Here is a 20,980-nt window from a genome sequence, read left to right as displayed (position 1 = left end):
ACCTGCCTTTTTTCATTGCTTGATCCATACTGGTTCTTTTCCGGCATCAAGGATCAGGCAATGAAACTCATCGGCAGCTACACCAGTCCCTTCGTGCGCAAAATTTCGGTTCTCCTGCTGGAGAAAGGGATTGAATTTGAATTTGTAAATGAACAGCCTTATCACGCCGAAAATGGCGTCGCGCAGTACAACCCGTTGGGAAAAGTCCCGGCGCTGGTGACGGATGAGGGGGAATACTGGTTTGATTCTCCGGTTATTGCGGAGTATATCGAACTGCTCGATGTCGCCCCGGCGATGCTGCCGCGTGAGCCAAAAGCAGCGCTGATGATGAAGCAAATTGAAGCCCTGGCCGATGGCATTATGGATGCCGCGCTCGCCTCTGTACGCGAGCAGGCAAGACCTGCCGCGCAGCAATCGGAAGCGGAGCTATTGCGGCAGCGTGAAAAAATCAACCGCAGCCTGGATATGTGCGAGCAGCTCATCCGGGAGGGTAAAATTCAACGTGATAGCCTGGATCTGGCAACGATTGCTATCGCCTGCGCCATCGGCTATCTCAACTTTCGTCGCGTTTCCCCTGGCTGGTGCGTCGAGCGTCCATTACTGGTGAAACTTGCTCAAACGCTCTTCCTGCGTGAAAGCTTTGCCCGTACCGAACCGCCAAAGGCTTGATGCGGGTTATAACACTTCACTGCCAGAGGCGGTACAATCCCTCTACATGTTAACTCCCTCTCCCGTCGGGAGGGGGGATGATATTTACTCGCCAGGCGCTTTCATGACTACTCATCATTCTCTCTACAGCCAGATCCCTGCTACCGATCGTCTGCTTCGTGAGCCTCACGTCCTTGCCGCACTGGAGCGGTTCGGCCATACCGCGACGGTAGACATGTTACGCCTGCTTCAGGGCGAAGCCCGCAGCCATATTCAGGCAGAAAACACATTGCCGGACTGGTGCGCTGCGTGGGGGCAGGAGGCCGGGAAAAGGCTGATTGAGAAAGCGCAAAGCGCGTTGCGTCCGGTCATTAACCTGACGGGAACCGTTTTGCATACCAACCTGGGGCGTGCGCAACAGGCAGAAGCGGCGGTAGATGCCGTGACGCAGGTCATGCGTTCGCCCGTCACGCTGGAGTACGATCTGGACGGAGCCGGTCGCGGACACCGTGACCGTGCCCTGGCAGATCTTCTCTGCCAGCTTACCGGCGCGGAAGATGCCTGCATTGTGAATAACAATGCGGCGGCGGTGCTGTTGATGCTGGCGGCCACCGCGAGCGGTAAAGAGGTGGTCGTATCCCGCGGTGAACTGGTGGAGATTGGCGGTGCGTTTCGTATTCCGGATGTGATGCGCCAGGCGGGCTGCACTCTGCATGAAGTGGGAACCACTAACCGCACCCATGCGAAAGATTATCGCGCTGCGGTGAATGAAAATACTGCGCTGCTGATGAAGGTGCATACCAGTAATTACCATATTGAAGGTTTTACCAAAACCGTCGATGAAGCGGAGCTGGCGGCGCTCGGGCACGAGCTGAATGTGCCGGTCATTGCCGATCTCGGCAGCGGCTCGCTGGTGGATCTGAGTCAGTACGGTTTACCAAAAGAACCTATGCCACAGGAGATGATTGCGGCAGGGGTAAGCCTCGTGAGTTTTTCCGGCGACAAACTGCTGGGCGGGCCGCAGGCGGGGATTATCGTTGGTAAGCGCGAGCTGATTGCTAAGCTGCAGCAACACCCGCTCAAGCGCGCCCTTCGGGCGGATAAAATGACGCTCGCCGCGCTGGACGCGACGCTGCGACTCTATCTCCACCCGGAGAAACTGGGCGACCGACTGCCAACACTGCGTCTGCTGACGCGTGATGCTGCCTCAATTCGTGCTCAGGGCGAGCTGCTGTTGTCAAACGTCGTGCCGCACTACCCTGGTTTTGATGTGCGCCTCGAATCCTGTCAGTCGCAGATTGGCAGCGGCTCTCTGCCCGTGGACAGACTGCCCAGTGCGGCGCTCACGTTCACACCCCGTGACGGACGCGGCAGCCAGCTTGATGCGCTGTCGGCTCGCTGGCGCGCATTGCCGACACCCATTATCGGGCGCATATACGATGGCCGAATGTGGCTGGATTTACGCTGTCTTGAAGATGAAGAGCGATTTCTGGAGATGCTGTTGAAATGATTATTGCCACCGCCGGTCACGTTGACCACGGAAAAACCACCTTATTGCAGGCTATCACGGGCGTAAATGCCGATCGTCTGCCGGAAGAGAAAAAGCGCGGCATGACCATCGATCTGGGTTATGCCTACTGGCCGCAGCCCGATGGCCGCGTGCTGGGGTTTATTGATGTACCTGGGCACGAAAAATTTCTTTCCAATATGCTGGCGGGCGTGGGGGGCATTGACCATGCGCTACTGGTGGTGGCATGTGATGATGGCATCATGGCGCAGACGCGTGAGCACCTGGCAATCCTGCAACTGACGGGCAACCCGCAGCTGACCGTTGCCCTGACCAAAGCTGACCGCGTGGATGAGGCTCGCATTGACGAGGTGCGCGAAACGGTGCAGGCCGCACTGCGTGAATACGGTTTTGCCGATGCGCCGCTGTTTGTCACCGTGGCGACGGAGGGGCGCGGCATTGATGCCCTGCGCAACCATCTACAGCAACTTACACCACGTGAGCACGTCAGCGATCACCGCTTCCGTCTGGCGATCGACAGGGCGTTTACCGTTAAAGGGGCGGGTCTGGTGGTCACCGGTACGGCACTGAGCGGCGAAGTGAACGTGGGAGATACCCTGTGGCTAACGGGCGTTAACAAACCGATGCGCGTACGGGGTTTGCATGCGCAAAACCAGCCTGCTGAGCGTGCCCATGCCGGGCAGCGAATCGCACTGAATATTGCCGGAGATGCGGAAAAAGAGCAGCTTAACCGTGGTGACTGGCTGCTGGCCGATGCACCACCTGAACCGTCTGAGCGGGTGATCGTCTCCCTGCAGACGCATATACCGCTTACCCAGTGGCAACCGTTGCACATTCATCATGCGGCCAGCCATATTACCGGGCGTGTGTCGCTGCTGGAAAATGACCTCGCTGAACTGGTTTTCGACGCTCCACTGTGGCTTGCCGATAATGACCGCCTGGTGCTGCGGGACATTTCGGCGCGGGAAACGCTGGCCGGGGCGCGCGTGGTAACGCTCAATCCCCCCCGTCGTGGTAAACGTAAGCCCGAGTATCTTCAGTGGCTGGCAGCGCTGGCGCAGGCGCAGGATGATAAGGCTGCATTGCTGGTTCATCTGGAGCGCGGTGCTGTCAATCTTGTTGATTTCGCGTGGGCTCGCCAGCTCAGCGGCGAGGGGTTGCACCAGCTGACACAAGAGCCAGGTTTTATTCAGGCCGGTTATAGTCTGCTGAACGCGCCAGTTGCGGCATGCTGGCAGCGTAAAGTGTTGAACACGCTGGCGACATACCATGAACAGCATCAGGATGAACCCGGGCCGGGGCGCGAACGTCTGCGACGCATGGCGTTGCCGATGGAAGACGATGCGCTGGTGTTGCTGCTGATTGAAAATATGCGTGAAAGTGGCGTGATTAAAAGCCACCACGGCTGGTTGCATCTGCCGGATCACAAAGCCGGGTTTACTGCAGAACAAGAGGCGATATGGCAAAAAGTGGTGTCGCTGTTTGGCGATGAGCCGTGGTGGGTTCGCGATCTCGCACGTGAAACGAATACTGATGAGCAGGTGATGCGCCAGGTGTTACGCCATGCCGCACAACAGGGGCTGATAGTGGCGATCGTTAAAGATCGTTATTACCGTAACGATCGGATTGTGGCGTTTGCTAACCTGATCCGCGAGCTGGATCAGGCGCGAGGCTCTACCTGTGCGGCAGATTTCCGCGATCGTCTCAATGTGGGTCGCAAGCTGGCTATTCAAATCCTGGAATATTTTAACCGAATTGGCTTTACCCGCCGCCGTGGTAACGATCATGTATTACGTGATTCATTATTATTTCCTGAAACACAATCAAGGCATTAATACATAATTTGAATAGATCGAAATAGATATATATATTGATTAACACCTTCGCAGGTTTAAATTTATTAACCTTGCGAAGGTGTACGCAAAAACAAGTTTTTGATCATGTTTTTTAAATAATCTTTTCCGTATGCTGCCGACAGTTTTTATCTCTTTGAGGAAATATCATGGCTGCATCCGTATTTTATATTCCATCTGTGAATATTATTGGTTCTGATTCATTATCGTGCGCAATGGATACCATGCGTGATTATGGCTGGCGTCGCGCGCTGATTGTTACCGATGCTATGCTGAACAAACTGGGGATGGCTGCTGATATTCAAAACGCACTGAAAGAACGCAATATTAACAGTGTAGTTTATGATGGAACGCACCCTAACCCAACAACAGCAAACGTGGCTGCTGGCCTGGAAATATTAAAAGCCAATCAGTGCGATTGCGTTATTTCTCTTGGCGGTGGCTCACCACACGATTGTGCAAAAGGTATTGCGCTGGTGGCTGCAAACGGCGGCGATATTCGTGATTATGAAGGCGTTGATCGTTCGGCAAAACCGCAATTACCGATGATCGCCATTAATACCACCGCTGGTACTGCATCTGAAATGACGCGCTTCTGTATTATTACCGATGAGGCGCGCCATATTAAAATGGCCATTGTGGATAAACACGTCACGCCAGTGCTGTCGGTTAACGACGCGTCGCTGATGAGCGGCATGCCAAAATCGCTGACGGCAGCAACCGGCATGGATGCTCTGACACACGCGATTGAAGCTTATGTTTCCGTGGCGGCCACACCGATTACCGATGCCTGTGCACTGAAAGCGGTAACGATGATTAGCGAAAACCTGGTGCAGGCTGTCGAAGATGGCAGTAACGCTCAGGCGCGTGAGGCGATGGCGTATGCGCAGTTCCTTGCCGGGATGGCCTTTAACAATGCCTCTTTAGGCTATGTGCATGCAATGGCGCATCAGCTGGGTGGCTTCTACGACCTGCCGCATGGTGTGTGTAACGCAGTACTGCTGCCGCATGTTCAGGTGTTCAACAGCAAAGTGGCGGCGGCGCGCTTGAGTGACTGTGCAAAAGCAATGGGGGTGGATGTCAGCAAGATTACGGATGAGCAGGGTGCTCAGGCCTGCATTGTTGAAATTCGTACTCTGGCGCGCAAGGTAAATATCCCGGCGGGTCTGCGTGAGCTGAATGTCAAAGAGGAAGATATTCCGGTTCTGGCAACCAATGCGCTGAAGGACGCCTGCGGGTTCACTAACCCTGTGCAGGCAACCCACGAAGAGATCATGGCGATTTACCGCGCCGCGATGTGACATCCGTCGTAAACCCGTCACCGACTGGCGAGAAAACCGCCAGTCGGAACTACCCTTGTTGTACATCAACAGTAAGGAGACGGTCATGACAAACAATCCTCCCTCATCGCGCATTCAGCCTGGCGAGTATGGTTTCCCCCTCAAGCTAAAACCGCGTTATGACAACTTTATTGGCGGCGACTGGGTGGCACCCGTCGACGGTGAATACTATTCCAACCTGACGCCTGTCACTGGCCAGCCGCTGTGTGAAATCGCCAGTTCAGGTAAGCGTGATATCGACCTGGCGCTGGATGCTGCGCATAAAGTCAAAGATACATGGGGGCATACCTCCGTTCAGGACAGGGCAGCTATCTTGTTCAAAATCGCCGATCGGATGGAGCAGAATCTGGAGCTGCTGGCGACAGCGGAAACCTGGGACAATGGCAAACCGATACGGGAAACGATGGCGGCGGATGTGCCGCTGGCGATTGACCACTTCCGCTATTTTGCCTCCTGTATTCGCGCGCAGGAGGGCGGGATCAGTGAAGTAGACAGCGACACCGTGGCGTATCACTTCCACGAACCGTTGGGCGTGGTGGGGCAAATTATTCCGTGGAACTTCCCGTTGCTGATGGCGAGCTGGAAAATGGCTCCTGCACTGGCGGCAGGGAACTGCGTTGTGCTGAAACCGGCGCGCTTAACCCCGCTGTCGGTACTGCTGTTGATGGAGGTCATCGGTGACTTGCTGCCGCCTGGCGTGATTAACGTCGTTAACGGGGCCGGGGGCGAGATCGGCGAATATCTGGCTACCTCAAAACGCATTGCCAAAGTGGCGTTTACCGGGTCGACGGAAGTGGGCCAGCAGATCATGCAGTACGCGACTCAGAACATCATACCGGTCACTCTGGAATTGGGGGGGAAATCCCCGAACATCTTCTTTGCTGATGTGATGGACGAAGAAGATGCCTTCTTCGACAAAGCGCTGGAAGGGTTTGCGCTGTTTGCCTTCAACCAGGGGGAAGTCTGTACCTGTCCAAGCCGGGCGCTGGTGCAGGAGTCCATTTATGAACGCTTTATGGAACGGGCAATCCGCCGCGTGGAGTCGATCCGCAGCGGTAACCCGCTTGATAGCGTCACACAGATGGGGGCACAGGTGTCACATGGGCAGCTGGAAACCATCCTCAACTACATTGATATCGGCAAAAAAGAAGGGGCGGATGTGCTGACCGGGGGCCGACGTAAGGTTCTGGGGGGCGATCTGCAGGAGGGCTATTATCTTGAGCCGACGATCCTGTTTGGTCAGAACAACATGCGTGTCTTCCAGGAAGAGATTTTTGGCCCGGTACTGGCCGTGACGACCTTCAAAACGATGGAGGAGGCGCTGGAAATTGCCAACGATACGCAGTATGGCTTAGGTGCTGGCGTCTGGAGCCGCAACGGTAATCTGGCCTATAAGATGGGACGGGGCATTCAGGCCGGGCGAGTGTGGACTAACTGCTACCACGCTTATCCGGCACATGCTGCGTTTGGGGGTTACAAGCAGTCGGGTATTGGGCGTGAAACCCATAAGATGATGCTGGAGCATTATCAGCAAACGAAATGTCTGCTGGTCAGCTATTCTGATAAACCACTGGGGCTGTTTTAATTCTCCAGTTCAGGCCGTCCCTGGGCGGCCTGAGCTATTTGCTGACGCAAGCAGTTCAGTACGCCGTCCAGCACATATTGTACGCGCCAGGGTTGATATTCGCGCTTGCGGAATATCGCGGTCAGATCGAGCCACCATTCTTCCTGATGGGGGAAGCAGGGGACAAGCATACCGTGCGTTAGCTCTTTTTTCAGGCTCTCTTTCGGGGCGAAAACAATCCCAAGATTATTTCTGGCCAGTTCCAGCGCCGTCAGCGTATTATCGCAAATATAGTTACCGGTCACTTTGTAATCATGAACGAACTCACTACCATGAGCACGAAAACGCCAGATATTAGCATCATCAACCAGCATTGAATCTATTAATATACAAGAGTGGTTAATTAAATCATCCGGGCCAGAGATGGGGTGGTTAATTAAATATTCTTTTGTCGCAAACGCTGTTACGGAATATTTTGTCAGTACGCTTGCCACTAAATTTTCATCTTTCGGCTGCGCGTAGGTCAGTAAAATGTCGCAATCATCAGGGAATGAAACACCCTCAGAAAATTCATTACTGTCAAGATTGTATGTTTTCAGTGAAAGGTGAATATCACCAATCTCTTCAATTTTGTGGATAACATGGCGCGCCAGATAGGTCACGATACCCGTTGGGGCGTAAATCGTCACTTTCCCGCGTTTTTCATGCTTATAATCGGCAATAAAATTAATTAGTTGGCTATTTTTATCCAGCGAGGCGTTAACGTAGGGTAGCAGAGCCTCGCCAAACTGGGTGAGCGCCAGCTGGCGGGTGGTGCGCTCAAAAACCTTGAGGCCTACGCGCGTCTCAAAGTCAGAGAGATATTTACTCACGTTGGCCTGTGCCATTCCCAACAGGGCGGCGGCATCACCGATGCTGCGGGTTGCGGCAATGACAGAAATAATTTTTAACTCACGTGGCTTCAGTTGTAGTTTATTCATCATGCGCACCGCATCTATATGATTTTATATATAGTATTATATAAACTGTATCGTTGCATGGGTAAATTTGTAACCATTATTATTATTCGCCTCGCTTGTCTGGCGTTTAAATGGATTGCATGGAATGAATATCAAAAAGAATTTACTCATCGCTGCCACGCTATTTGCCGCATCATCCGCAATGGCCAGTGATTTTTCACTTGGGGTAGGTGCTGTATTTAATGAGTCGCCTTACAAAGGGTATAACGAAAATACTACCGCAGTACCGTTAATTAGCTATGAAGGCGATCGTTTTTACGTACGCCAGACTACAGGGGGATGGATCCTGTGGAAAGATGCTAAAAATGAGTTAAGCCTCACTGCGTCGTGGATGCCTCTGAGCTTTGACCCTGATGACAATGACGACGATCAGATGAAACACCTTGATGAGCGTAAAGCGTCTGCATTCCTGGGTGGGGCATACTATCGCCACGAAAGCTGGGGCTCCCTGAAGTTTGCCGTCTCCGGCGATGCGATGGATGAAAGCGGTGGCATGGTGGGTGAATTGTCATACTTCCACCCTATCCGGATGGAGCGTCTGACCCTGACGCCATCTGCAGGCGTTTTCTACAGTGACGAAAGCTATAACGATTACTACTACGGTGTGTCCAGTAGCGAATCTCGCCGCTCTGGTCTGAAGGAATACACTGCAGGTGACAGCTGGACGCCATACGTTGGCCTGGCGGCGAAATATCAGCTGACCCAGAAGCTGTTCCTGAACGCCAGCGCGGTGTACACCGTGTTGCCTGATGACGTGAAAAACAGCCCGATGATCGACCGCGACGACAGCTTTGCGCTGATGACCGGCATGACCTGGCGTTTCTGATGGTTTAAAACTGTCCCCACGGATGGGGACAGCCTTTTTACTTTACCGGACGGTGGTCTTGTTTTTATCTGGCCTGCGAGCCTTACTCCCTCTCCCGTGGGAGAGGGTTGGTGTGAGGGTATCAGGCCGCAGATAATCACACCTCATCCACCCAAATCCGCATCTCCCCTTCGCCACGGTTCGCCCAGCTAAACCACGGGATAAAGGTCAGCGTCTGGGGCTGACGCTGCACCGGTGAGCGATCGTACTGCCAGAGAGCACCAGACCCTGTGTCCGTTGTGCGATGAGCCACCCCTTCCGCCTGAATCAGCATCTTGTGTGCGAAAATACCTTTTCCTTCAAAGACCCGGAATTCGCTGTCTGCAGGCAGAGAGAGATTGTGCAGGTTTGTGCCGTTGTCGGCCTCTTCCAGGCAGTAGACCAGCGGGCCGCGCTGTAGCGCGACGTTACCCGCCTGCTGGCGTACCTGCGGGTTGCCATACACCCGGCGAACCGGCATGGGGAGCGTCAGTGTTAATACATCACCTTCCTGCCAGCTGCGCATGAGATAGAGATAGCCGCGTGATACTTCGCCAGTAACCTTTTCACCATTCAGCGTCACGTCAGGCTTCGCGCACCAGTCTGGGAGCCGCAGAGCAAGAGTATGAGTGACAGGAACAGGAGACGTGATCTCGATTTTTACCTGTTCATGCCACGGATAATTACCGCTGATACGCAGCTGTAACGCCTGCTCACCTACCGGTATTGCAACGTCGTTTCCCACGTACAGGTTGATAAACAATGCATCCGGGCGAACGGTATAGATGTAATGGCCCAGTGAGGTCAGCACGCGAGCGATATTTGGCGGGCAACAGGCACAGCCGAACCAGCGCTGGCGTACCGGTTTTACGTGATCATAAATGTGGTTAAATGCCAGCGTCTTAGGATGGACTTCCAGTGGGTTCACATAAAAGAAATGTTTACCATCCAGCGCCATACCACCCAACACCGTGTTGTATAACGCACGTTCCATCACATCGGCATACTGGCTGTCCGCCTCCATCTCCAGCATCCGGCGGGCAAACATCATCAGGCCAATCGAGGCACAGCTTTCAGCATAAACCGTATCATTGGGCAGATCGTAATCACTGCTGAAGGCTTCACCACTGCTTTGCGAGCCGATCCCCCCCGTAATGTACAGCTGGCGTTGCGCCATATTTTCCCACAGCCGTAAACAGTCCTGACGTTTGCCCTCGTCATTGCTCAGGCGAGCCAGATGGGCCATGCCCGTCATCAGGTAGACAAAGCGGACGGCATGACCGATGGCTGTTTGTTGTTCAGCAAGCGGTTGCAGTGCCTGGCTATAGGCTTTGTCTTTGACCATCCACGCCGGGCCATAGTTGTGCCAGTGTGATGTCCTGCCACGTTTCTGGTATTCGATGTCGTAGAAGTGGGGTTGTGCGCCACGCTCCTCAATGAAGTATTTCACCAGGTTCAGGTAACGCGGCTCCTGAGTGACGTCGTAAAGCCGCATCAGCGCCAGCTCAATTTCCGGGTGACCCGGGTAACCGTGTAGCTGGTTCTCTCCGGGGCCAAACACGCTGTCGATATGATCTGCCAGCCTGCATACGACCTCAAGCAGATGGCGCTTTCCGGTTCCCTGGAAATACGCCACGCCGGCTTCAATCATATGCCCGGCGCAGTACAGCTCGTGGCACTCGGCCAGGTTCGTCCAGCGCTCGCCGGGAGCCTTCACTGTGAAGTAGGTGTTGAGATAACCATCCTCACACTGCGCCGCTGCCACCAGCGCAATCACCTCATCGGCGGTCTTTTCCAGTTCCGCATCGGGCTTCTGGCACAGAGACCATGCCACTGCTTCCAGCCATTTCGCCACGTCACTGTCCTGAAACACCATGCCGTAGAATTCACCCTGTTCCAGACCTGCCGCAATGCGGAAGTTGGTGATGGCATGGCTGGGTTCGGCTTCCGTCACGCGATCGTTAAGCGCATCCCACTGGTAGGGGATCACCACATCACGCACCAGCCGTTGATACTGGCCGAGAAACGGGTCGTTGATTTTCAGTTGGTGCAGGTCGGCTTCCATTATGGACCTATCATTCTCCTCAGGACAGTACGTGACGCTGGCGCAGGTCGGTGGCAATGCGCGACATCATGGGATTGTTGAGTCTGCACCAGCGAATAGCGACGGCCAGTAGCAGATGGAAAAGGGCGGGGAGCAGCGTTTCCATTGCGGTGATGCCCTGCAACGATGCAGGCGTCTGGTTGCCCACGCCCGGCTGATAGGCCACGGCGATAAACACCAGACTGATGATCCCGGCGCTGGAGGCCCACGCGAGCTTGATGAAAAACAGGTTGAAGGCGAAATTCATGCCCGATGAACGCACACCGGTTTTCCACTCACCGTAGTCGTCGGCGAAGGCCATCAGCGAAAAGTGCAGTGGTAGCGTAAAGCCCAGGATCACGCCATTGCTCAGAATGATAACCAGCCAGAGCGTCTGGTAAGCCGGACCATTAGGCAGGAACCACATACCTGCGGCGAGCCCGGCCAGTAACAGGTTGGTGTAGTAGTAGAGTTTGACGGTATCGAAACGTCGGGACAGGGGATTCACAATGACCGCCCCGAGGATGGCCGCAAAGGTCACCATCGTGAAAAACAGCGAGGTATATGCGGTACTCCCCTGGAGCACGTAGGTGATGAAGTACATATATCCGCCGCCACGGATGTTGAAGACGTTAATCAGCAGGAATGACATCACCAGCATCAGCAGCAACTGGTCGTTTTTACGCAGCCCGGCAAGATGCTCGCGTAAGGTGAATTTGCCCATCAGCGCCAGTGGAACACGCTCGCGCACCCAGAAGAAACAGCACAGAAACATCACCACGGCGATAGCGCAAAGTACGCCAACGCCAAGCTGATAGCCCCGTGCGGCATTGCCCTGGCCCAATTCCGCGACCAGCCACGGCAGGCCAACGGAGACTAAAAAACCGGCAACGCCGCACAGCACAAAGCGCCAGGACTGGCAGGAAATAACCTCGTTATGGCGGGTGGTCATGGTGTTAATCAGCGCGCAATAAGGTACGTTGATGGCGGTGTAACCCACTGACAGCATTAAATACGTCCCGAATGCCCAGGCGATTTTCACCCCCATGCTGGCATCAGGAACGGTGAAGGTCAGTACGCCGATGATCCCGATGGGGAACGCCACCCACAGCTGCCAGGGACGAAAACGCCCCCAGCGGCTCTGCGTGCGGTCAGCAATAATGCCCATCACCGGGTCGGAGATGGCGTCAAATACGCGCAGGGCAATAAACAGCGTGCCCACGAGAGCGGGCGTCAGGCCAAAGATATCGGTATAGAAAAAGGTAAGGAAGTTCATGATCAGGCAAGTGATCACGGTGCCGCCTGCATCGCCCAGGCCATAGCCTATTTTTTCGCGAACGGACAAACGATCATCTCTCGCCCGTTGTGCAACGTCAGATTCGGTAATCGGGGTGGAAGTCATGAGGTAACTCCTCGGTAAGCGATTTATTATCGTATTTGTGCAAGGTACCCATTTATTCTGCACCGAACGGTAAGGCCAACAAGGGAAGGGATAAGTATAAAAAGGTGACGATTCCGACCTGATGATAAAAATGTGAATTTGATCGGGAAGACATTCATCTATTTATTAATAATCAAAGGGTAAGTCCAATAATTGCGACAATAAAAGCGGAATAGTGAATACCGATGCTTGAATTATCCATAGCGCTTCCGATTAAAGTACAAAATGGCGGGTTATTTATTTCCCGGGGAGTGGGCCGTCATCCGGCGCGTAAATTAACATCGTGGGAAATTATCTTTGTCGAAAAGGGGACATTATCGATCCAGGAGGAAAACACACTTTTTGAGGTGAAGGCGGGGGAAAGTTTACTGCTCTGGCCGGATCGCCGGCACGTGGGAACCGAAGATTTTCCGGCTGACCTTCGGTTTTACTGGCTGCATTTTGAGGTTGAGCGTATGCCGCCACTTTTGCCAAATGCTTCTCCTCTGACAATAGAACAACACTGCTGTGTGAGAGATGCACAATATGTGATTGCCCTTTTTCGGCAATTCCTGAGTGAGCAGGAGAAATTGCAGCGAAGCGTAGCGCTGGAAATGATTTTATTGCTGATTTTACAGCAAGTGTCGATCTCTTCGGGATATGAAGACAATGCCGATGAAGCCGGTGCAGCATTAGCGTGGAAGGCAAAACAACGTATTCGCACGCAGTTTCATTTACCGTTATCCACCTCGCAGCTGGCAAAAGAGCTGCACTGTAATGCAGATTACCTGGGGCGCGTATTTCGCCGGACATTTCATTTAACCCTGACGGAGGCGATTCATCGCCAGCGCGTCAGGGCGGCAGAAAAGTTGCTGCTGAATGATGCGGCATCATTAACCGAAGTGGCAACCCGCTGCGGCTTTAATGATGTCGGGTATTTCCGGCAGATATTTTCGAAGTACACGGGGTTAACCCCCGCCGTCTGGAAACGGCGGTACTGCAAGGAACGCATCAATTCCGGGTGATCACTGCCCGTAATACGCATTCACCCCGTGTTTACGCAGATAATGCTTGTCCAGCAATGCCTGCTGCATAACCGGTAATTGTGGTGCAAGCTGGCGCGAGAACAGGCCCATATATGCGCATTCTTCCAGCACCACAGCGTTGTGTACGGCATCGGCGGCATCTTTACCCCAGGTAAACGGGCCGTGGGAATGCACCAGCACCGCCGGGATCTGCATCGGGCTTAAATCGCGTTCCTCGAAGGTTTTAATGATCACTTCCCCCGTCTGGTATTCGTACTCCCCTGCAATTTCAGCCGTGGTCATCAGCCGTGTACAGGGGATTGCCCCGTAGAAGTAGTCGGCGTGGGTGGTGCCCCAGGCCGGTAAATCTTGCCCCGCCTGCGACCAGATAGTCGCGTGGCGGGAGTGAGTATGAACAATACCGCCAATCTCCGGGTAACGCCGGTACAGCGCAAGGTGGGTTGGCGTGTCGGAGGAGGGTTTTTTGCTGCCCTCGACCACGTTACCTGTGGCGATATTTACCACCACCATATCTTCCGCGGTCATTACGTCATACTCCACGCCGGAAGGTTTGATCACCATCAGGCCGCTTTCGCGATCAACCGCGCTGACGTTGCCCCAGGTAAACGTCACCAGCTGGTGGGCGGGCAGCGCCAGGTTTGCCGCCAGCACGTCGGCTTTGAGTTGTTCTAACATGTCATGCCTCCTTCCTGCATACGGGCTTCAATCCAGCGGCGTGCCTGGATGATTTCCAGCACCGGCTCTTTCGCTTTTTCGGTCCACATTTCAATCAGAAATGCGCCGCGATAGTTCAGCTGATTGAGCGTGTTAAACACGCCCACAAAATCGACGCAGCCCTCACCAAACGGCACGTCGCGGAATTGTCCGGGGCTTTGTGCCGTCACGGGTTGGGTATCTTTCAGGTGGATCGCGGCGATACGGTCAATACCCAGCGTCAGCTCGGCGGTGACATCGTTGCCCCACGCGCTCAGGTTGCCGACGTCCGGGTAAACGCTGAACCACGGTGATGCGAGCATCTCATCCCATTTTTTCCACTTGCTGATGGAATTCATAAACGCGGTGTCCATGATCTCCACCGCCAGCATCACCTGCGCGGCGGCAGCTTGCTCGACGGCCCACGCCAGCCCTTCGGCGAAGCGTTGCTGAGTGCCCTCATCGTGTTCTTCGTAGTAGACGTCATAACCCGCAAGCTGGATGGTGCGGATCCCTAAATCGCGCGCCAGTTTGATGGCTTTGGTCATGATCTCGCGGGCGCGTTCGCGCACGGTTTCATCCCGGCTGCCAAACGGAAAACGGCGGTGAGCGGACAAACACATCGAGGGGATCGACACGCCGGTTTCCAGCATCGCTTCAACCAGCGAGGCGCGCTGCGTGGTGCTCCATTCGAGGCGCGATAACCGTTCGTCAGTCTCATCGACCGACATTTCGACAAAATCAAACCCGCAGCTTTTTGCCAGAACCAGACGCTCCGGCCAGGTGAGTGTTTTCGGCAACGCTTTTTCGTAGATACCTAACGGATGCTGACGCATGGCTACTCTCCCCAGATGTCGCGGATTTGTGAATGGAAGGCATGTGCCACCTGCTGCGGATGGATCGCCCCTGCCAGCGCACGCCCGGCAATGAACGCTTTGACGTTAATCTGTTTAAACAGCGGCAGGTCAGCGGGGGTAATGCCGCCGGTGATCGAGAGCTGTAAACCAATATCAGAGAGCGCTTTCATTCTGGTGAGATCCGCTTCGCCCCACTGCTGACCGCTGGCCTGCGCGTCACGCCCACGGTGGTAGATTGCCTGCTTCACGCCGACGCGGTGCCAGGCGCGGGCGTCGTCCAGCGTCCAGTTGCCAAACAGCTCCATCTGAATTTCACCGCCGCAGCGCAGTGCCACCTCATGACCTTTTTCGACGGTTGCCAGCGGCGCGGCGCAGATGATGGTCATCCAGTTCGCCCCCGCGCCAAACGCCTGCTCAGCCAGTGTTTCTCCGGCATCGGCCACTTTCCAGTCCGCCACGATAATCTTTTCCGGGCACTGCTCGCGCAGTGCCTTCACGGCGTTCAGCCCTTCAGTCAGACACAAAATGGTGCCTGCTTCGACGATATCGACGTGGTCTGAAAGCAAAGCGACATCGCGCTGAGCGGCCTGAAGTGAGGTATGGTCGAGCGCCAGCTGCAGTAATGGTCGGCTCATAGGTCGTACTCCTTAACGCGGGCGTGATAGCCCTGTAGTGCTGAAATCAGTAACTGGTAACGGTGGTATTTGTGCTGATAGGCCGCATGGGCGTGCATATCGGGTTCAATGATCCGAATGTCATGTCTGAGGGCGTGCTGCGCTGTGTGGAAATCGGGATACATACCGGTGCCGACCAGTGCAGCCAGTGCCGCACCGGAGCAACCCGTCTCTTCCACCTGAGGCAGTTCAATCGCCAGACCACTGACGTCAGCGAGCATTTGCATCCATACATCCGAATGGGTTGGGCCGCCCGTAACGCGCAGCGTCTGCACGTGGGTAAAGCGTTCGAGCATGCGGTTGAGATGGGTCATATGGCTGAATACCACGCCCTCGTAAACCGCCTGCAGCAGATGCGCGCGGGTGTGCAGCGCCTGCATGCCGTAAAAACCGCTGGTCATCTCCAGGCCAGCGTTGCTGCCATAAAGAAAGGGCAGGAAGAACACATCGCTTTCAGCCTTCGGCAGGCTGGAAACAGCCTGGTTGATTTCACTGAACGACATATCGCCCCACTGTGCGGTCAGCCACTCCAGGTTGCCGGAAGAGGTGGGGCTGGCTTCGTGAACAATGTATTGCAGCGGATGCACATAGCGGCCATAGACATAAGGGAACGGTTCGTTGTCGCGGATGCCGTTGGCAATTCCGCTGGTGACGGCCCAGGTACCCATCACGGCGTTTAGCGTATGTTCGTCGTGCAGTCCGGCGCAGATCGCGGTAGAAACCACATCAAACAGACCACCCACGACGGGCGTTCCCGCCGTAAGACCGGTCAGAGCGGCTGCCTGAGCGGTGATTCCTCCGCAAATGTCTGCTGAACCGACAACCGGTGGCAGTGCGCCATCGATTTCACTAATGCCAAGCCAGCGCGTGAGTTGTGGGTCATAGTGACCGGTGTTCATGTTGTAGAGGTTGGACTCTGAAATGTTGCTCTCTTCGCAACCTTTCACGCCCGTGAGGCACCAGCGCAGATAGTCGTGCGCCATCATCACGCAGCCGATCTGTTGGTAGCGCTGCGGCTCGTTCTCTTTGACCCAGCGCAGGAGCGAGGCCGGGTGCCCTGTCCATAATGTCTGACGCGTATGCGGATAGAGTTTTTCGGGAATGCCGTCCTGCTGCCAGCGCTGAACAATCTCCAGTGCCCGGCGGTCAGAGGAGAGCATGGCATTTCCCAGCGGTTGGTCATTTTTATCGAGAAGAAACAGCCCCTTACCCTGAGCGGAGATACCCAAACCCTTGATTTGTTCGCCAGAAACATTGGCATTTTTGAGCAGTGTGGCGACGGTAGTATGGCAATGCTGCCATAGCTGGTGCATATCCCGTTCGGCGTAGCCAGGGCGCGGGCTGAGCGTGGCAACCGAACGGCGTTCAATACAGATTTCTTTGCCCTGGCTGTTGTATAAACCGGCTTTCAGATAAGTACCGCCACAATCGATACCCAGCCAGAAGGGCTCTTTTTCACTCATCTTTTGATTCTCTTGTCTTGCACCCTCTCCGCGTGGGAGAGGGTTGGGTGAGGGCATCAGGCCGCATGTTTATGCGGGTTCACCGTGGGGGTCGTTTCTGAGCCGGTATCGCATTTCGCTGGTAACAGCAGGGCCAGCAGTGAGGCCAGTGCCAGGGACACCGCCAGGCAATAAACCCCCGCATCTTTGCTGTACAGGGTGATCAACACGCCCACCGCATAAGGGCCACAAAACCCGCCGAGGTTGCCCAGCGCGTTGATGACGCCGCGCGCACCGCCTGCCATTTCCGCACTGAACAAACGCGCCGGAATGGTCCAGAACACACCCGCTGCCGACTGCAGGAAGAACCCGCAACCCACCAGCGCGGCATAAGCCAGCCAGGTGTTTTCTTTCAGCGCCACGGAGAGGAACATGCAGAGCGCAAAGCCAATCAGCGGCAGAGAGACAAACAGCTTGCGCTTGCCGGTACGGTCAGAGAGCGAGGAGAACAGGAACATGCCCGCAATGGCACCGATGTAAGGCAGAATGGCGAGCATCCCCACCTGGCCGATGCTGGTGTGCGTAAGCTCTTTCAGGATGGTCGGCAGCCAGAGGGTGTAGCCGTAAATCCCGGTCTGGTAGAAGAAGTTCAGGGCGATCAGCTGCCACATGGTTTTGTCGGACAGTACCGCACCCAATGAGGCATTTTTTACCTCTTTACCGGCAATCGCTTTCTGCTCTGCCGCCAGCGTTTGCATCAGGTAGTTCTTCTCGGCCTCTGAGATCCAGCGTGCTTCCTGCGGACGGTCGTAGACGGTGAAGGCCCACAGCACCAGCACAACAACAGACATCAACCCTTCAATGATGAACAGCCAGCGCCAGTCGAGCGCGGTGATGATCCAGCCTGATAGCGGGGCGGTGATGATCCCGGCGATAGGTACGAACATGATCACAATCGCATTGGCACGACCGCGTTCGGCGTCAGGGAACCAGTTACTGATCATGGTGAGTACGACGGGCAGCATCCCACCTTCCGCCACACCGAGTAAGAAACGCAGCACCAGCAACTGATACTGGCTGGTGACGATACCAGTTAGCACCGAGATCACCGCCCAGGCGACCAGCGACCAGCCGATAAATTTCTTACCGCTGCCATGAACGGCAATCTTCCCGCCGGGAACCTGCAGGAACAGATAACCGATAAAGAAGATCCCACCCGCCAGACCCGCCATCGTGGCGGAAATACCTAACTCTTCATCCATACCGCCGGGCATTGCAAAAGCGATATTCACACGGTCCATATATGAAATAATGCAGGCGATAAGAATAGGGGGAATGATCCTTAGCCAGCGCTGGTGCGGAATATCCGCATGTAGAGCATTAGAGGAAGTGTTCATATTTAATGTCTCAGTCAATGTAACCGATATAGGGATATTTGTTATTGTTATTGTTTCGCTTTATTCATAGCGCTAATGCCGTCGCGTAAAATGGCGATGCGATGGCTGACGTCAGCATTAGCATTTATTTCCAGTAATTTAATACCGGAGAATTTCAATGTTGCGGCACTCGCCGCAGTAAAGAGTGCTTTTGCCTGTTCAGTGGACAATAAACTGTCGGCGCAGAGCGAAGAAAATGGTGCATGAAGATCCTGCCATTCGCCATACTCCCCGTGAGTGCTGGTGCCGGAGAACATCAGCGCGCCCAGTTTTCCCGCCCTGAGTGCGGCCTGCACATGGTCCACCGGAAGAGTCGTGTTACGCCCTTCAATGGCCGACCGCGCCCAGTTAATGCAGACGCTAATGTCTGTGCCTTTCACGACGTCCAGTACCTGCTCCAGGGGTAAGAACCCCTTGCGTGGTGCGGGACCTGTCATGGCATCACAGTGCTCAAGTACCAGATCGCATGACCAGTCCCACGCGGCTATTTCGCGAACCGAGCGGGAAAATGCCTCGGTAGCCTGATCGACAGATGGATTCCCCGCTTGTGGCGCGGCCTGCATCTCAAGCGCTTTCACTTTCCCGGGAAAGCGGGAATTCACGGCATCAATCTTTTGATGCAGGTGACGATAAAAATCGACGCTGGCTTTACGTTGCTCTTCATCGGCAGAGGCCAGGCCAAAGGCACCGTTGGTACCACGACGGCGCATGGTTTCCATGACTGCCGTCACCACGATTTGCCAGTCGCCCGGCGTGTGGCGAAATAGCCATTCGTCTCCAAACGGATGGAGGCTTTCAAGGCAAGGTTGTTCCAGCCCGCGAATGTACGGTGTGTCGGAAAGTTCCCGCCAGAAGGCCAGCTCTTCTTGTTCCCCTTTCTGGTGAAACGAGGGTGCGCAGGGGTACGCACCAATAATAAAACCGGTGTTGGTCATTTCGCTTTCCTGTATTTATCAGAAAATTACTGTAATTCGCTGATTGCCACTTTCACCACAATTTTACGAATTGTGGTTTCCTTGTTTTTAATACAGGCAGGACGGTGAACATCCTGCGGAAAAATATGGCGTAGTTGCCTGGGGTCATTTCGATAAACGATTCATTTTCACTGTTGTGATAAAAAATAATATCCCGTTGGTCCAGTAATGATTCGCTTATTTCGTTATTCCCGGTATCAATAGCGATACCGATTTTTTCTTCACCCGATGCCAGAAACTGAATATCCAGATAACGGCGGTGGACTTCGGGGCGATTCTCGTGTGGTTCCCTGGTGGTGAGGTCGAGCACCTGGGCAAAAATATTGCGACCATCAATTTCCACCACGCCCGGCTCCAGCGCGGAAAAATCGGTCGAGCGCAGAAAATTGAGCGCTGTTTCAATCGCCTGCGGCAGGCGGCACGGATTTGGCTGCGAAATATGTCCGAATATCATGGCCCACTCCTTACAGAGACTGGATTTTCGCCCACACGCTGTCATCCACCGTAATGCCGTTGCGGCGGTTCTCTTCCTGCAGGCGCGTGAATTCATGTCCCGGCAGACGGATAGCGAGGTTTTCATCAGACCGTTCGGCGGTCGTGATGAAATCCATGATGCGCTGCAGTTTGGCATCGCGGGTTGGCCCGTCGATCAGGCGATCCACTTCGATGGCGATAAAGATCTGCGATACACCATATTCATCACTGTTGTCCTGGGTCACTTCCGCGACGGAGGAGCCGTTAGAGAGCAGGGTGGCGATCATATCCAGCACGACAGACAGGCCAGAACCTTTCCAGTAGCCCATTGGCAGAATGCGGCGGTTTTTCTCAATGACGCCCGGCTCTCTGGTCAGGTTGCCCTCATCGTCAAAACCACCATCCACCGGTAGCTCGCGTCCGGCCAGGCGGTTCACTTCCAGCATGCCGTAGGAGAACATCGACATCGACATATCGACCATCGTGATGGGGCTGGAGGGAATCGCAACGATCAACGGGTTCGTACCGATGCAGCACTCTTTTGAGCCCCACGCGGGCATGACGGCAATGGAGTTGGTCCAGCAAATTCCAATATAACCTTTCTCCGCCGCCTGCCAGCCGTAGCTGCCGCCGCGCATCCAGTGGTTGGCGTTACGCAGTGCCACCAGGCCGATGCCGTGATCGGATGCCAGTTCGGTGGCGCGATCCATCATCTTTTTCGCTGTCAGGTTGCCGATGGAACGCTGGGCATCCCACTGTTCGATGGCACCTAATGTGGTCACCCGCTTTGGCTGGGCGTCAGGAAGGATATCGCCTGCATCAAGCTGCTGGATAAAACGCGGGAAGCGGTTCACGCCGTGCGAATAGACGCCGGATTCTGTCGTTCGGGCAAACATCTCAGCGCATGCGTCTGCGGTGTCTGCTTTCACACCGCGATCGAGCAGAACCCGGTTGAACGCCGCTTTTAACTCTTCAAAGGTCACTTTCATCCCTGTTCTCCTGTTTTTTTAGGGGCAAGTGCGGGTGCTTTTTTATCGCTTAATTTCACTATGCGAAATCTGATTTCAAATATAGCGATCAAATTT

Annotated in this window: 17 protein-coding genes and 1 pseudogene; 7 read left to right on the top strand and 11 right to left on the bottom strand. The window is 54.7% G+C overall.

What is annotated here, in order from left to right; genetic code table 11:
* The first annotated feature begins 60 nt into the window (after positions 1 to 60).
* The 5 genes from HV318_RS12920 to aldB all read left to right on the top strand — a co-directional run bounded on the left by HV318_RS12920 (position 61) and on the right by aldB (position 6,954).
* Positions 61 to 669, top strand: a complete 609-nt coding sequence (locus tag HV318_RS12920) for a glutathione S-transferase (protein ID WP_182273081.1) — start codon at positions 61 to 63, stop codon at positions 667 to 669.
* Between the two features lie 103 nt (positions 670 to 772).
* On the top strand, positions 773 to 2,158 hold the full coding sequence (gene selA / locus HV318_RS12915) for an L-seryl-tRNA(Sec) selenium transferase (RefSeq protein ID WP_182273080.1): 1,386 nt from the start codon (positions 773 to 775) through the stop codon (positions 2,156 to 2,158).
* Complete coding sequence (selB, locus tag HV318_RS12910; protein WP_182273079.1) at positions 2,155 to 4,011, top strand: selenocysteine-specific translation elongation factor; 1,857 nt, start codon at positions 2,155 to 2,157, stop codon at positions 4,009 to 4,011. The genes selA and selB overlap by 4 nt, the downstream gene beginning before the upstream one ends.
* Positions 4,012 to 4,178: 167 nt before the next feature.
* On the top strand, positions 4,179 to 5,330 hold the full coding sequence (gene yiaY / locus HV318_RS12905; RefSeq protein ID WP_182273078.1) for an L-threonine dehydrogenase: 1,152 nt from the start codon (positions 4,179 to 4,181) through the stop codon (positions 5,328 to 5,330).
* Positions 5,331 to 5,415: 85 nt separating this feature from the next.
* On the top strand, positions 5,416 to 6,954 hold the full coding sequence (aldB, locus tag HV318_RS12900; protein ID WP_182273077.1) for an aldehyde dehydrogenase AldB: 1,539 nt from the start codon (positions 5,416 to 5,418) through the stop codon (positions 6,952 to 6,954).
* Here aldB and HV318_RS12895 read toward each other — a convergent pair.
* Positions 6,951 to 7,916, bottom strand: a complete 966-nt coding sequence (locus HV318_RS12895; RefSeq protein WP_182273076.1) for a LysR family transcriptional regulator — start codon at positions 7,914 to 7,916, stop codon at positions 6,951 to 6,953. The genes aldB and HV318_RS12895 overlap by 4 nt on opposite strands.
* A gap of 121 nt (positions 7,917 to 8,037) precedes the next feature.
* Between HV318_RS12895 and HV318_RS12890 the strand changes: the two genes are divergently transcribed.
* Complete coding sequence (locus HV318_RS12890; protein WP_182273075.1) at positions 8,038 to 8,778, top strand: MipA/OmpV family protein; 741 nt, start codon at positions 8,038 to 8,040, stop codon at positions 8,776 to 8,778.
* A gap of 136 nt (positions 8,779 to 8,914) precedes the next feature.
* Here the strand turns inward: HV318_RS12890 and HV318_RS12885 are convergent, their stop codons facing one another.
* Complete coding sequence (locus tag HV318_RS12885) at positions 8,915 to 10,861, bottom strand: glycoside hydrolase family 127 protein (RefSeq protein WP_182273074.1); 1,947 nt, start codon at positions 10,859 to 10,861, stop codon at positions 8,915 to 8,917.
* A gap of 19 nt (positions 10,862 to 10,880) precedes the next feature.
* Entirely contained in the window at positions 10,881 to 12,281 is a 1,401-nt protein-coding gene (locus tag HV318_RS12880) for an MFS transporter (protein ID WP_182273073.1), read from the bottom strand.
* 224 nt (positions 12,282 to 12,505) lie between these two features.
* Between HV318_RS12880 and HV318_RS12875 the strand changes: the two genes are divergently transcribed.
* Positions 12,506 to 13,324 (top strand): helix-turn-helix domain-containing protein, encoded by an 819-nt coding sequence (locus HV318_RS12875; RefSeq protein ID WP_182273072.1) that lies wholly within the window; start codon positions 12,506 to 12,508, stop codon positions 13,322 to 13,324.
* On the opposite strand, the gene araD is transcribed toward HV318_RS12875, so the two are convergent.
* The 8 genes and pseudogenes from araD to yiaK all read right to left on the bottom strand — a co-directional run bounded on the left by araD (position 13,325) and on the right by yiaK (position 20,884).
* Positions 13,325 to 14,020: an L-ribulose-5-phosphate 4-epimerase gene (gene araD / locus HV318_RS12870; protein ID WP_182273071.1), complete on the bottom strand. Its 696-nt coding sequence runs from the start codon at positions 14,018 to 14,020 to the stop codon at positions 13,325 to 13,327. It lies immediately after the preceding gene.
* On the bottom strand, positions 14,014 to 14,874 hold the full coding sequence (locus HV318_RS12865; protein WP_182273070.1) for an L-ribulose-5-phosphate 3-epimerase: 861 nt from the start codon (positions 14,872 to 14,874) through the stop codon (positions 14,014 to 14,016). The genes araD and HV318_RS12865 overlap by 7 nt, the downstream gene beginning before the upstream one ends.
* A 2-nt stretch (positions 14,875 to 14,876) precedes the next feature.
* Positions 14,877 to 15,530 carry a 3-keto-L-gulonate-6-phosphate decarboxylase UlaD gene (gene ulaD / locus HV318_RS12860; RefSeq protein WP_182273069.1) on the bottom strand — a complete coding sequence of 218 codons (654 nt, stop codon included), beginning with the start codon at positions 15,528 to 15,530 and terminating at the stop codon, positions 14,877 to 14,879.
* Positions 15,527 to 17,032 carry an FGGY-family carbohydrate kinase gene (locus tag HV318_RS12855; RefSeq protein ID WP_182273068.1) on the bottom strand — a complete coding sequence of 502 codons (1,506 nt, stop codon included), beginning with the start codon at positions 17,030 to 17,032 and terminating at the stop codon, positions 15,527 to 15,529. Before HV318_RS12855 ends, ulaD begins: the two co-directional genes overlap by 4 nt.
* Before the next feature lie 56 nt (positions 17,033 to 17,088).
* Complete coding sequence (locus HV318_RS12850; protein WP_182273067.1) at positions 17,089 to 18,408, bottom strand: MFS transporter; 1,320 nt, start codon at positions 18,406 to 18,408, stop codon at positions 17,089 to 17,091.
* Between the two features lie 47 nt (positions 18,409 to 18,455).
* Positions 18,456 to 19,382 (bottom strand): DUF4862 family protein, encoded by a 927-nt coding sequence (locus tag HV318_RS12845; protein WP_182273066.1) that lies wholly within the window; start codon positions 19,380 to 19,382, stop codon positions 18,456 to 18,458.
* 26 nt (positions 19,383 to 19,408) lie between these two features.
* Positions 19,409 to 19,875, bottom strand: a pseudogene (locus HV318_RS12840) (YhcH/YjgK/YiaL family protein).
* 10 nt (positions 19,876 to 19,885) lie between these two features.
* Complete coding sequence (gene yiaK / locus HV318_RS12835) at positions 19,886 to 20,884, bottom strand: 3-dehydro-L-gulonate 2-dehydrogenase (RefSeq protein WP_182273065.1); 999 nt, start codon at positions 20,882 to 20,884, stop codon at positions 19,886 to 19,888.
* Positions 20,885 to 20,980 lie beyond the last annotated feature (96 nt).

This window comes from Enterobacter sp. RHBSTW-00901, assembly GCF_014103115.1.
In the GTDB taxonomy this organism is placed as follows: domain Bacteria; phylum Pseudomonadota; class Gammaproteobacteria; order Enterobacterales; family Enterobacteriaceae; genus Enterobacter; species Enterobacter cloacae_P.
Note: the sequence above shows the minus strand (reverse complement) of the source record. Positions and strands in the feature narration are given on the sequence as shown.

What these genes read in the sequence shown, in the direction of transcription:
- HV318_RS12920 (WP_182273081.1), top strand. Translation starts at nt 61, where the DNA reads ATGAAACTCATCGGCAGCTACACCAGTCCCTTCGTGCGCAAAATTTCG.
- selA (WP_182273080.1), top strand. Translation starts at nt 773, where the DNA reads ATGACTACTCATCATTCTCTCTACAGCCAGATCCCTGCTACCGATCGT.
- selB (WP_182273079.1), top strand. Translation starts at nt 2,155, where the DNA reads ATGATTATTGCCACCGCCGGTCACGTTGACCACGGAAAAACCACCTTA.
- yiaY (WP_182273078.1), top strand. Translation starts at nt 4,179, where the DNA reads ATGGCTGCATCCGTATTTTATATTCCATCTGTGAATATTATTGGTTCT.
- aldB (WP_182273077.1), top strand. Translation starts at nt 5,416, where the DNA reads ATGACAAACAATCCTCCCTCATCGCGCATTCAGCCTGGCGAGTATGGT.
- HV318_RS12895 (WP_182273076.1), bottom strand. Translation starts at nt 7,916, where the DNA reads ATGATGAATAAACTACAACTGAAGCCACGTGAGTTAAAAATTATTTCT.
- HV318_RS12890 (WP_182273075.1), top strand. Translation starts at nt 8,038, where the DNA reads ATGAATATCAAAAAGAATTTACTCATCGCTGCCACGCTATTTGCCGCA.
- HV318_RS12885 (WP_182273074.1), bottom strand. Translation starts at nt 10,861, where the DNA reads ATGGAAGCCGACCTGCACCAACTGAAAATCAACGACCCGTTTCTCGGC.
- HV318_RS12880 (WP_182273073.1), bottom strand. Translation starts at nt 12,281, where the DNA reads ATGACTTCCACCCCGATTACCGAATCTGACGTTGCACAACGGGCGAGA.
- HV318_RS12875 (WP_182273072.1), top strand. Translation starts at nt 12,506, where the DNA reads ATGCTTGAATTATCCATAGCGCTTCCGATTAAAGTACAAAATGGCGGG.
- araD (WP_182273071.1), bottom strand. Translation starts at nt 14,020, where the DNA reads ATGTTAGAACAACTCAAAGCCGACGTGCTGGCGGCAAACCTGGCGCTG.
- HV318_RS12865 (WP_182273070.1), bottom strand. Translation starts at nt 14,874, where the DNA reads ATGCGTCAGCATCCGTTAGGTATCTACGAAAAAGCGTTGCCGAAAACA.
- ulaD (WP_182273069.1), bottom strand. Translation starts at nt 15,530, where the DNA reads ATGAGCCGACCATTACTGCAGCTGGCGCTCGACCATACCTCACTTCAG.
- HV318_RS12855 (WP_182273068.1), bottom strand. Translation starts at nt 17,032, where the DNA reads ATGAGTGAAAAAGAGCCCTTCTGGCTGGGTATCGATTGTGGCGGTACT.
- HV318_RS12850 (WP_182273067.1), bottom strand. Translation starts at nt 18,408, where the DNA reads ATGAACACTTCCTCTAATGCTCTACATGCGGATATTCCGCACCAGCGC.
- HV318_RS12845 (WP_182273066.1), bottom strand. Translation starts at nt 19,382, where the DNA reads ATGACCAACACCGGTTTTATTATTGGTGCGTACCCCTGCGCACCCTCG.
- yiaK (WP_182273065.1), bottom strand. Translation starts at nt 20,884, where the DNA reads ATGAAAGTGACCTTTGAAGAGTTAAAAGCGGCGTTCAACCGGGTTCTG.